The sequence below is a fragment of the Priestia sp. FSL W8-0001 genome (genome assembly GCF_038050335.1).
Taxonomy (GTDB): Bacteria; Bacillota; Bacilli; order Bacillales; family Bacillaceae_H; genus Priestia; species Priestia flexa.
This window is the reverse complement of the sequence record NZ_JBBPAL010000001.1, coordinates 340102-352356: the sequence shown is the minus strand read 5'-3', so window position 1 is coordinate 352356 and position 12255 is coordinate 340102. Positions and strand designations below refer to the sequence as shown.

At 38.5% G+C, this 12255-nt stretch carries 11 protein-coding genes; 5 read left to right on the top strand and 6 right to left on the bottom strand.

Features of this window, described 5'->3' with window-relative positions; translation table 11 throughout:
* Positions 1–171: 171 nt before the first annotated feature.
* The 4 genes from MKZ18_RS01885 to MKZ18_RS01870 all read right to left on the bottom strand — a co-directional run bounded on the left by MKZ18_RS01885 (position 172) and on the right by MKZ18_RS01870 (position 5167).
* Positions 172–954 (bottom strand): hypothetical protein, encoded by a 783-nt coding sequence (locus MKZ18_RS01885; RefSeq protein WP_340842961.1) that lies wholly within the window; start codon positions 952–954, stop codon positions 172–174.
* Between the two features lie 77 nt (positions 955–1031).
* On the bottom strand, positions 1032–2000 hold the full coding sequence (gene corA / locus MKZ18_RS01880) for a magnesium/cobalt transporter CorA (protein WP_340842962.1): 969 nt from the start codon (positions 1998–2000) through the stop codon (positions 1032–1034).
* A 448-nt stretch (positions 2001–2448) separates the two neighbouring features.
* Complete coding sequence (locus MKZ18_RS01875; protein WP_061786455.1) at positions 2449–3609, bottom strand: M20 family metallopeptidase; 1161 nt, start codon at positions 3607–3609, stop codon at positions 2449–2451.
* Between the two features lie 103 nt (positions 3610–3712).
* A complete protein-coding gene (locus tag MKZ18_RS01870; protein WP_061786456.1) occupies positions 3713–5167 on the bottom strand; it encodes an alanine/glycine:cation symporter family protein in 1455 nt (484 codons plus the stop codon).
* Between the two features lie 295 nt (positions 5168–5462).
* Between MKZ18_RS01870 and MKZ18_RS01865 the strand changes: the two genes are divergently transcribed.
* Positions 5463–6212, top strand: coding sequence for a lipase family protein (locus MKZ18_RS01865; protein ID WP_076512839.1), 750 nt, complete (start codon positions 5463–5465; stop codon positions 6210–6212).
* A 307-nt stretch (positions 6213–6519) separates the two neighbouring features.
* Here MKZ18_RS01865 and MKZ18_RS01860 read toward each other — a convergent pair whose 3' ends face one another.
* Together MKZ18_RS01860 and MKZ18_RS01855 are read right to left on the bottom strand one after the other, a co-directional pair.
* Complete coding sequence (locus MKZ18_RS01860) at positions 6520–7005, bottom strand: DinB family protein (protein ID WP_144593733.1); 486 nt, start codon at positions 7003–7005, stop codon at positions 6520–6522.
* 582 nt (positions 7006–7587) lie between these two features.
* Positions 7588–8112: a type 1 glutamine amidotransferase domain-containing protein gene (locus MKZ18_RS01855; protein WP_340842963.1), complete on the bottom strand. Its 525-nt coding sequence runs from the start codon at positions 8110–8112 to the stop codon at positions 7588–7590.
* Between the two features lie 360 nt (positions 8113–8472).
* On the opposite strand from MKZ18_RS01855, the gene MKZ18_RS01850 reads away from it, so the two are divergent.
* The 4 genes from MKZ18_RS01850 (at position 8473) to MKZ18_RS01835 (ending at position 11997) form a co-directional block, all read left to right on the top strand.
* Positions 8473–9156 carry a response regulator transcription factor gene (locus MKZ18_RS01850; RefSeq protein ID WP_025907586.1) on the top strand — a complete coding sequence of 228 codons (684 nt, stop codon included), beginning with the start codon at positions 8473–8475 and terminating at the stop codon, positions 9154–9156.
* A gap of 5 nt (positions 9157–9161) precedes the next feature.
* Positions 9162–10523: a sensor histidine kinase gene (locus MKZ18_RS01845; RefSeq protein WP_281998530.1), complete on the top strand. Its 1362-nt coding sequence runs from the start codon at positions 9162–9164 to the stop codon at positions 10521–10523.
* A 64-nt stretch (positions 10524–10587) separates the two neighbouring features.
* Positions 10588–11280, top strand: coding sequence for a PepSY domain-containing protein (locus tag MKZ18_RS01840; protein WP_163071026.1), 693 nt, complete (start codon positions 10588–10590; stop codon positions 11278–11280).
* A gap of 168 nt (positions 11281–11448) precedes the next feature.
* Positions 11449–11997, top strand: a complete 549-nt coding sequence (locus MKZ18_RS01835) for a PepSY domain-containing protein (protein ID WP_025907592.1) — start codon at positions 11449–11451, stop codon at positions 11995–11997.
* Positions 11998–12255 lie beyond the last annotated feature (258 nt).

The following is a 12255-nucleotide window of genomic DNA, read 5'->3' as shown; positions in this document are numbered from 1 at the left end:
TATCCACCTATTATTTTTATAGTTTATGATATCAGGGTAAAAAAGTAATTTATCTTCAATTAAATCCATTTCTTTACCCTTTATGTTAAACGTTTGCAACTAAAAAAACACCTGTTTTTTTATAAAAATATACTCGCAAAGTGAAAATGTCAGGCAGCGGCTCGTTGACTCCTATGATAGGTAATTACTTAATACATGCTTTTGCTTCTCATTATAAATGTACGCATAAACAGGGCGACCAATCGTTCCATACGTCATTCGTTCTCCACGAACACCTTCTCGCACTGACTGCAACATCATGCTTCTTTCTTCAAGAATTTTGGCAATGTTTGATGGCTCTAAACCAAATAACGTTCGCTTAATGTAGGTTGCCAATAGGACAGCACCGATAATCCCAACTAATAATCCGAAAAGAGACCCAATTAAAATGCGTCGATGACCTTCCTGAACAGCTTGCTCGACCTGAACCAGTGAAATCCCTACAGCTACCGCACCAATTTGTTCATTACGCTCATTATAAACAGGTACAAATGCTCTTAGTGATTCATCTAACGTCCCTTTTGCAACCGACGTATACCGTTCACCTTTTAGGACTCTTCTTTCATCCCCACCTTCAAAGTGTTTTCCAATTTTAGCTTCGTTGGGATGAGATTGACGAATTCCGTCCATGTTCATGACCACAATAAATAATACACCTAGCTCTTTTTGAATGGAATTAGTATATGCTTGAATATCTTCTGAATTTTCTTCTGCTAAGCCTCTTCTTACTTCACTAGAGTTTGCGACAATTTTAGCCACATCTGTTGCTTTCTCAGCTTTTTGATTACGAACATTTTCCTCAGTTGAGTTACTGACTAATAAATCGGTTAATAATAATGACATTAAAACAACGATACATACAAGTAAAATGATGATTGATCGCAGCGTCATTCTTAGCCCTTTGACCATTCGCATCAATCCTTTCTCTTTTTATAGTACACCAAAAAAGCCTTATCCACATGTGGATAAGACTTTTGCCATCAAATTGATATTTATAACTTAGGACCTTTTCGATATTTAAACCATCCCATTTTGTAAAAGGCAAAAACCATAACGCCTACAAGTCCAATCATAATCCCGAGTACAATAAAGTAATTATATTTACCAGCTAGTTCTGGCATATAGGAGAAATTCATTCCATATAAACCTGCGATAAATGTAAGAGGAAGGAAGATAGCTGACATCAGCGTCAGTGTAAACATAATGGAATTCATTCTGTCCGAGTTAATCGACATAAAGCTTTCTCGAATATCATTTGATAAATCTCGACTAGCATTCATGATTTCAATCATATTTAACAGGTGATCATAGATATCATTAAAATAACGCACCTGTTCCTTTTCTTTTAATGCATTTGTGGACATAATACGGTAAATTAAATCACGCATTGGATTTAAAATTCTACGCATTCGCGATAAATCGCTTCGAATATCATATAGATTTCTCATTAGTTCATCCATTGTTTCATTTTTTGCATTGTCTTCAATATCATCAATTTGATCTTCTAATTGGTAAAGTGTTGAAAAGTATTCATCAACTGTATGATCAAGCAGCTCATAAATAATTTCCCACGGATCATTCTCTACGATGTTTGGGTCTTTCTCGACAAGATTTGCCACTCTAGCTACGCTTTTTAACTTATCGACATGATACGTAACAACAAAGTTATCTCCAATAAACGCCGACACTTCTAAGTTTTCTAACTCTTCTTTATGCAGCGCATAATATACTAAAAAATAGTGTTCATCATAAATTTCGAATTTCGCCCTTTGACCTTGGGTTAAACAATCCTCGACGGCAAGTGGATGAAAATCAAATTTCTCTTCAAGGGCTTTCTGCTCTTGTTCTGTTGGGTTATAAAAGTCAATCCAGTACCAATCAATTGACGGATGAGCCTGTAGCTCGTCAATTGTTAAGTTGGTCAAAAGCTCTTCTTTTGTTTTTGCTAAAATTTTAATCATACGAAAACCTCTATTAGTTCTTTGTGAACATTACTGTCTTTTATCTTCAATACTGATATTACCCTGTTTTTATTGCATTCAAACATGCTAACACCTTCCAGATACTGAAATCAAAAAAGAGTTTGGGACATAACAAAATGATTGCTTCTAAGAGACGAACAATAGCTGTTCCAATCTTTTTGGTTTGTCTGAACACGTTCGTTCCATTGCGCTACGGCCACTCGCTTTCCGCGGGGAGGAACCTGAGCTTCCTCGCTGCGCTGCGGGATCTCCGTTTTCCCTCTCTTTCCCGCAGGAGTCGAGTGTCCTACGCTCCATTCCACCCTGTTTCCAACATTGTTTTCACAATCAACCAAAAAACCTGAACGATTAAAAGTGAGAAACTCTCAATCGTTCAGGTTTATCATTGGCTGAATTACTTATGTCCCAGCCTCTTTATTACATGACATCATTTAGAGAATTCATCTTTTACTTTTTGCAAGAGCTCTTCTTTTGTTAGCAAATCATATCCTGTTAATGCCATTGTCTTTGCCCCAAGAATAAGCGCTTCTTGTCCCTGTGGACTGAGAGCCGCTTCTCTAAATTCATGCGTATGACAGACAAAATACTCGTTACATATTTTAATATATGGATGAATTGATGGCACCACTTGGCTAACATTTCCCATATCTAATGAACCGTGATCACCTTGGTCCTCAAAAATTTCTTCAGCTGGCACGCCTAGCAGCTGTAGATTTTGTGTATAAGCTGTTGATAAAACTTCATTTGTCACCATATCATCATATGAAAATTCATAGTTTGAAATTTCAAGTCGTGCTCCTGTGGATAAAGCTGCACCTTGTGCACAAGCTTTTACTTGCTCTGTTACCGCATTAACATACTTTCGGTTAGATGCTCGCACATAGAACTGCGCTGTCGCATAGTCAGGTACAATATTAGCAGCTTTGCCTCCTTCAGGGATAACACCATGGATTCTGACATCTGGTTTCACATGTTGACGAAGAGCATTGATCCCGTTAAATGTTTGAATAACTGCATCTAACGCATTAATTCCTTCATGAGGTGCTGCTGCTGCGTGTGCTGATTTCCCAAAAAATTCGAATTGAATAGCGTCCATCGCCAGTGATCTACCGCTTTTTTGGTGGCAATAATATGGATGAACCATCATGGCTGCGTCTAGATGGTTAAAAACACCCGCTTCTGCCATCGTTACTTTACCACCCGTTGTTTCTTCTGCAGGCGTCCCGTATACGTATACTTTACCGCCTGTCTCACTCAAAACTTTGCTCAATCCAATCGCTGCTGCAATGGCCATTGTGCCAATTAAGTTATGGCCACAAGCATGCCCTAGCCCCGGTAGCGCATCGTACTCTGCCATAAAGCCAATCGAAGGACCTGGCTTATGACTATCATACACAGCCGTAAAAGCAGTAGCTAAATCACACGTCCCTATTTCCACCTCAAAATTATGCTTAGCTAACTCATTTGTAAGCGCTGTACAAGCTTTTACTTCTTCATGGCCAAGCTCTGGGTTGTTTCCAATATATTGACTAATATCATAAAACGTTTGCTGCAGCTCATCGATGGTTGAAATAATTGTTTCTTTCATAACGTATTCCTCTTTCCTTTAGCTTCATTAATACACACTATTATACATGTCATTCTAATGAAAAAAGCTCACTTTTTCAAAGATTGAAAAAGTGAGCTTGAAATTATGAAACTTGATTTTCATCTTTTTTATATTCTGTTTCCCAGTAGTCTGCGTTTTTAATACCTAGCTTCACTGGATCAAATACCGGATCTAACCCTTGCTTTTTCTGAGCTTCATAGTCTTTTAACGCCACAAGCGCTGGTTTTGCCAAAATCAAAATAGCTATTAAGTTCAGCCATACCATGATTCCTAGACCTGCGTCGCCAAGAGCCCAAGCAATATCGGCTGTTTTAACTGCTCCGTAGAATGTTGCACCTAACAACACAAGCTTTAATACAAACATAGCCCACTTACCGTTTTTGCCTCTTGTTAAATATGCAATGTTTGTTTCAGCGATATAGTAATACGCCATAATCGTTGTAAATGCGAAGAAGAAGAGCGCAATCGCTACAAACCCAGCTCCAAATCCAGGAATAAAGGAATCAATTGCTGCCTGCGTATATCCAGGACCTGCTTCTACACCTTCTAAATTTGAAACGATAAATGCGCCATCCGGTGATTGTGTGTTATACATCCCCGTAAATAAAATCATAAACGCTGTTGCTGAACAAACTAGTAATGTATCGATATAAACAGAAAATGCTTGAACAAGACCTTGTTTCACTGGGTGAGATACCTCTGCTGCAGCTGCCGCGTGAGGGCCTGTTCCTTGCCCTGCTTCATTGGAATAAATCCCACGCTTAACTCCCCATGAAACAGCCAAACCAACAATCCCACCAAAAGCTGATTCTAACGCAAAAGCACTCTTAAAAATTAAGGCAAAAACCGCGGGTAATTCAGTAATATTAATTGCAATAATAACTAAAGAAAGTGCGATATAAGCCAAAGCCATAAATGGCACGATAATTTGAGCTACTCCTGCGATACGCTTAACCCCACCAAAGATGATTCCAGCTAATAAAATAATTAAGCCGATAGCTGTTACTGTTGGGCTAACGTTAAATGCATTGTCTAAACCTGCTGCGATAGAGTTAGATTGCACTCCTGGCATCAAAATGCTCATAGCTACCAGTGCTGCAATCGCAAAAATAACACCATACCATTTCATTCCAGTTCCTTTTTCAATATAGTAAGCCGGGCCTCCTCGATATTGGCCATCTTGCTTTACCTTATAGATTTGTGCCAGTGTTGATTCGACAAACGCACTTGAAGCACCAATGAAAGCTACTGCCCACATCCAGAACACCGCGCCCGGTCCACCGAACGTAATGGCCGTTGCTACCCCTGCAATGTTACCTGTACCTACGCGCCCAGATAATGCTAATGCAAGCGCTTGGAAAGATGATACCCCTGCTTTTGAACTCTTTCCTTGAAACATGAGCTTAACCATTTCTTTTAGATGCCTAACCTGTAAAAAGCGAGTGAGAATGGAAAACAAAAGCCCAATCGCAAGACAACTATAGATAACCGGTGTACTCCATAGTACGTTATTTAAGCTTGCAACAAACTGCTCCAATAAAAATCCCCCTTATAACTTACTAATTTTCTGTTTTTTTAAAATTATAAGTTATATTGTTTATTTTAACAATATAACTTTGATTATTTATTTTAAATTTAGTTATTTCGCACAAAAATAACTAGTTTTTATAGATTTTATAACTATCTTTCACAAAAAAGAAAGCGATATCATTTTTTTGTAACCTTACGCATATTTTTATTTTCTTGCCAATTCTCTAAAGGAAACAAGCACCAAAATCTCATTTTTTCATAGTTTGAGATAAAAACGTTTGTTAGAGAAAGTGGGCTTAAATATGAAGATTGAACCTTTGTTTTATCGACCGCTTGCTTTGGACCTTCTTTATATGTGCGTACTGAGCTATCAACAGTATCAGCAAGCAGGCACGTTCGAGGTTCCAAAAGGGTATCAATTCATTAAAGCATTTCAAGCATCTGTCCTGGGGAAAAAAGAGTGGTTTGGGTTTATTCTAGAATCCGATAATGCCATAGTAATTGCATTTCGAGGAACTCAATCGGAAGCGAATTGGATTGCGGATGCTCAAATTCACCAGCGTCCTTACCCTTATACACAAAATGCTGGACTTGTTCATGAAGGATTTTTAAACATTTATGAATCATGTCGCGATGAGCTGCTGGCCACGTACGCTACCTTACCTGCCAAGCCTCTTTATATTACGGGACATAGCCTTGGAGCTGCCCTCGCTACGCTACATGCTCTTGATGTTGCAACCAACACAAATTTCCCAAGCGTCACCATGTATAACTACGCATCACCACGGGTGGGAGATTCAAACTTTGTTCGTACGTATACAAGCTTAGTACCGCAGAGCCGATCGTTTATTAATACAACAGATGTCGTACCAAAACTTCCTCCTAAGGTATTTTATAACCCGTATACAAAAGAAACAATGTACTATGCAGATGACCCTTTAAAACTGTTGTTTACGATTCAAGGTGGAAGCACGGTAGAAAACCATAGTCCTAAAACCTATAGCGTGGGTATCTGGACGATGTCTGACTATCCCATTCTTTCTCCAAATTAAAAAAAAACTGTTTCTTTTTAATTTGAAGAAATATTCCTTATCTAAAGTGTTTAGGTTATAATAACCAGTTCGTTCCATTGCGCTACAGACACTCGCTTTCCGCGGGGAGGAATCTGAGCCTCCTTGCTTCACTCGCGGGGTCTCAGTCTTTCCTCTATTTCCCGCAGGAGTCCCGTGCCTTACGCTCCATTCCACTAGTTCTCTAGAATTGATTTCCCAATCAACAAAAAATCCGAACTATAAAAGAGTAGTTAACTCTTAATAGCTCGGATAGATTATTGACTGAAATACTTATGTTCCAGCCTCTTTAGTTCATTTCTGCTTTTAATTCTTCAATTTGTAAAAGATGTCTTTTTTCATGATAGCCTATAAACTCAATCCACTGAGCCAAGTCCATATCACCAAAGATTGGATGAGGAAACGATTTTTTCTGTAGTTCTTCTGTCTCTACACGTTTAGTCACATCTTCTAACTTCGTGCGCGATGCTGCGAGCTTCATCTTCATTTCCTCTAACGTTCGCTTTTCTTCTGAAGGAGTAACCTGTGGAGGTGCAGGTACTTTACGAGAGCGATCCGTCGTTAAATGAAACGGCTTCTTTTCTGCTGGCTTGTCCTCTCCATTTTGCAACTGGTGCCAAACGCGAGCCACAATCATTTCTTCCATTAGGTAGAGATGTTCCAACACTTGCATAATAGTCCATTTGTCATCTGATATCTTTTGATTCAACTCTTCATACGACAAATCTGAAACGGCTTCTAATACATCTTCACGAAAAGCTTGATTTGTATTCATAACATCACTCCTTTGTGTTCTTTTTTATCGTACCAAATATTATTTTGTTCGAAAAATAGTATCCTTTCCCATAAAAAGATTTAAAAAAACACCAAAACACTATTGACTTCCACGATGATATTGCGTAAAATTATAATTCTAACTTCAAAAAGAAGTAACTTGAGAGGATGTATTGTAAAATGCAAGGTAAAAATACTGGCATTCTACACATGTTTTTAAAAACAACTTACTCACACTGGATCGGCTTCGGAGCCGTAAGGATGCAAGAGAGGTAGGGCTTGCGTCGTTTAGGTTAAACGATCGTGTGGAATTGATGAACCGCGGCAATGGATAAATCCATATGAGCAGACACAATCAATGCTAATTGTGTCCAAAACAGCAGTGAAAATTTAAATCCTTATTAGTATGGGTTTAATCATAATATGAATTTGTTTTTACACTTGCAGAGAGGCAAGTTACTTAATATGAAAGCTAAAAAAGCGAGCAGGGATTTCCTTGCTCGCTTTTTTCATTTTACTAAATAGTTTCCAGTCTGTAATAGAAAACACATACCCCAACGAGATATGTGTTTTCACTTACTTCTTATTGCTCTGCCAAAACGTCTGCGAATGCTTTTGCATAAGGCGGTAAATCTGGTGGACGACGGCTTGAGATAATGTGGTCATCAACCACAACGGCTTCGTCATGCCAGATAGCGCCAGCATTCTCCATGTCATCTTTAATACCAGGTGTACTTGTGACGTTACGGCCATTTAAAATCTTCGCTGAGATCAGTACCCAGCCGGCGTGGCAAATTTGGCCAATTGGCTTTTGATGCTCGTCCATGTATTTGACCATTTCCAAGACTTCCGGATAGCGGCGTAATTTATCAGGCGCCCATCCTCCTGGAACTAAAATAGCATCATAGTCGCTTGCTTTCACATCAGAAAATGCATAGTCAGACAACGCTGGCACTCCGTATTTTCCTTTATACGTTTCCTTAGCCTTTTCACCAACTAAATGCACCTCAGCTCCTTCTTCACGAAGTCGCATGACAGGATACCATAACTCTAAATCTTCAAAGTCTTCGCTTACAAGCGCAATTACTTTTTTATTTTCTAAACGCATCTCGACACCTCCACTTTTCAGTATAGCATGTTCCGATTCCCCCTTGAAAATGTAAGCTTTTAGTGTGAAAGTGTACCCGACGTAGAATCAAATGAATAAAGATAAAATAACATTTTTACTAATAAGTGCGAGAACAACAGCTATAACAGCTGGTATTAATGAAATCCAACCCATATGTTCCATAAAAAACCCTCCTGCACAAAATGAATAAATATATAATTAAATTAATTATCATTCATTAATATTATATATAAATCAACCTTTATTTGAAAATCTATTACTATTTCATTAAAAACAGCTTGCGGCTTCTTTTCATGCTATAATGTACGCAATTACAAACTGTTTTTGAGGAGGTTTACCGTGAGCAAAGGAAAGATTTTAATAATTGAAGACGAAAAGAAAATTGCAAGGCTTATTCAACTTGAGCTGGAATACGAGGGATACGAAACTGCTACTGCTCATACTGGCACAGAAGGGCTATCGCTATTTCAGAGTCAACAATTTGATTTACTCATTCTTGACGTCATGCTTCCAGGGTTAAGTGGTCTTGAAGTATTGAGAAGAATTCGATCTACCAATCAGCTTACACCAGTGATTTTGTTAACAGCTCGCGATTCACTTCCTGATAAAATTAGCGGACTTGATTTAGGGGCAAACGATTATATGACGAAGCCATTTGAAATTGAAGAGCTACTTGCCCGCATTCGCGTTTGGCTTCGCAACCAGTCTACTGCTATTGAAGAAAACCCACTCCTTCAAATTGGCGACTTAACCGTTGATGAAAAAACGCGGATGGTCACAAGAGAAAAAAATACAATTGAACTGACACCAAGAGAATTTGATTTGCTTATTTACTTATTAAAGAATCAAAATCAAGTTCTTAGTCGGGAACAACTTCTGACAAATGTGTGGGGATTTGATTACTACGGAGATACAAACGTAGTAGATGTATACATTCGCTATCTTCGCAAAAAGCTTGATGCACCTTATTCAACTCCTTACCTTCATACTGTACGTGGCGTTGGCTACATGTTAAAGGAATAAATGAGATGAAGCTAAAAACGAAAATTACGTTATTTACAACGCTCCTTCTTATCTTGCTGCTTCTCGTAACCAATAGCTCAATCTACTTTATCTTTAAAAAAACCATGACAGACAATGCCATAGAACGCTTGGATAGTCAAGTTGATGATATTGCAGAGGGCTTTAACAGAAGTGGCTCAACCGCTGTTGAACCACGAAACTTATTCAATGCTTACGTCCCTTTAAACGGGATGATTCGCATTATTGATGAAAATAACAAATCGTTGCTAACAACCTTAAAGGATGAGCTATCGCTTCGCAGTTTAAATGCAACCTACCGAACAAATGAACACACCGATGTTACACAGGAATCAGGCGCCATTTATGCAAGTGCATCAATGCCTATTATTTGGACAAACGATAATGTTGTGAGCCTGGAACTTACCGAACGATTAGTGGATGTTGAGCAGTCTTTAGGGATTTTACGCATTATTCTAATTGTGGCTTCTTTTATTATTTTAGTTCCAACCGTTATTGGTGGTCGCTTTTTAAGCAAGGTGGTTTTACAGCCAATTCAATCACTCATTTATACAATGGAAGATATTCAAACCTCACGTACCTTTAAACGAATTACAACGAAGTCATCCTCTAAAGATGAGCTTGACCAAATGGCTAATACGTTTAACAACATGATGGATTTACTTGAAGAAAACTATAAAAAACAGGAACAGTTCGTATCTGATGCTTCCCATGAGCTAAAAACACCGCTTACAGTCATTGAAAGCTATGCGAATATGCTAAAGCGTTGGGGAATGAAGCGACCTGACATACTGGAAGAAGCGGTTGAATCCATTCACTCAGAGTCAATTCGGATGAAGACTTTAACAGAGCAAATGCTTGTCTTAGCAAAAGATGACTCCCAGTTGGACTTACATATACAGCCAACTGATATTAACACCCTATGTATTGAAACGGGTCGCAGTCTGCAGCAAGCATTCCAGCGAACAATTCATGTAAAGCCTTCACCGCATCCAATTCAAGTTAGTAGCGATGAGCAAAAGCTTAAGCAGCTTCTTTATATTTTACTAGATAATGCGATTAAATATAGCGAGGAATCAATAGAGTTAACCGTATCCACCTCAGCAGAGAACATGTGTCTTATTACAATTACAGACCAGGGAATCGGTATTCCAAAAGAGGATTTGGCTCACGTTTATGAGCGCTTTTTCCGCGTAGATAAAGCAAGAAACCGCGAGACTGGTGGCTCTGGATTAGGTCTGGCCATTGCAGCAAAAATTATTAAAGCACATCAAGGTACTATTTATATCGATAGTGAAGAAGGTAAAGGAACCATCGTACAAGTTCACTTGCCAATCTATTTCTCATGAAATTTTAATCTTCTTTTAACTTCATTATCATAAACCAATGAGATAATCAGTTGGAGGTGATACTATGAAACGAACATTTATTATGGTTTTAAGCGCGCTGGCTGTAGCCATCGGAATTTGGTATTGGGTAACAGCTTTAAACAATACAAATGCTTCTTCTTTATCAGAAAGCGACATACAAAGCCTCGTTAAGCAAAAATATGAAGGTCAGATTGAGCGAATTAAAAAAGTAGACAATCAGTTTCACGTACAGCTTACCAATCAAAACAATACGTACGAAATCATGGTTGATGGAGTTTCAGGTGACATTGTCGATTTTTCAAAAGTGAGTGAATCAACAAACCAAGAGAAATCTCCTCCCCAGCTCACTGAGGAGCAAGCAAAAAAGAAAGCTCTTGAACGTGTACAAGGTACTGTTGAAAACGTAAAAGAAAGCAATGAACACTACGATATAACAATTAAAAGTGATGATGGCACTCATATTGTGAAAGTCAGTCGCCCAGATGGTTCAATCGAAAATATCTCTAATCCCCCAAAAAATGAACAGTTAACTACTCTTATCAGCAAAGAAGGAGCAAAAAAAATTGCGTTAGAAAAAGTAAAGGGCACCATTTCATCTGTTGAAATAGAAGATGATGACGACCAGCTTTTATACGAAGTGGAGATTGATCAAAGCCCAGATGAAGAAGCAACTGTACTCATCGATGCGTATTCAGGTGAAATCATATCAATCCAGTTTGAGACTGATGATGATTAAAGCTTATCCTGCTACTTTTGTAGCGTGGATAAGCTTATTTCTATGAATTATGAGAGCATTCCCTCAAAAACTATCCAATTTCTCATCAAATTCTAATCTTTCTCTCCTTTTCTTTTAATCTTCGCTGGATATGATAAGGATGTAAACAAAACAAGGAGGTTATTGATTATGAAACTTGCGACGACGTTATTAACGGGAACTTTAATTTTAGGTGGATTAGGTGCTGGTGCTTACGCTATGACAGATAAACAGCCTTTACAATCTGTATCAGCGAACTCAACAACCATTTCAGAAGAGCAAGCAAAAGAAATTGCGTTAGAACAAACAAATGGTGGAAACATCACAAAGATGAGCGTGGATACAGATGATAGAACGAAAAAGTATGAATTTGATATTGTAAACGGTGAATTTGAATACGATGTGGACATTGATTTCAACTCTGGAAAAGTAGTGGAGTTTGATCAAGAACGCTTAGATAGTGACGATGACGATGACCGTGATGATGGGATAAGTATTGAAGAAGCTAAACTTTCATTAGAGGAAGCAAAAAAATTAGCATTAAAAGAGCAAGCTGGAACGATTGTTGAAACAGAGTTAGACCGCGACGATAATCAGCTGCGCTATGAGATTGAAATTCACACTGACGATAATCATGAAGTCAACGTTGATATTGATGCGATGAACGGAAATGTATTGAATGTTGAGTGGGATGACTAATCCCCTTTTATATAGAAGAGTTTGGGACATAACAAAATGATTGCTTCTAAAAGACGAACACTAGCTGTTCCCATCTCTTTAGGTTATCTGAACACGTTCGTTCCATTGCGATACGACCACTCGTTTTCCGCGGGGGAGGAACCTGAGCTTCCTCGCTGCGCTTTGGAATCTCCGTTTTCCCTCTATTTCCCGCAGGAGTCGAGTGTCCTTCGCTCTATTCCACTCTGTTTCCAACATTGATTGTTTTCACAATCAACA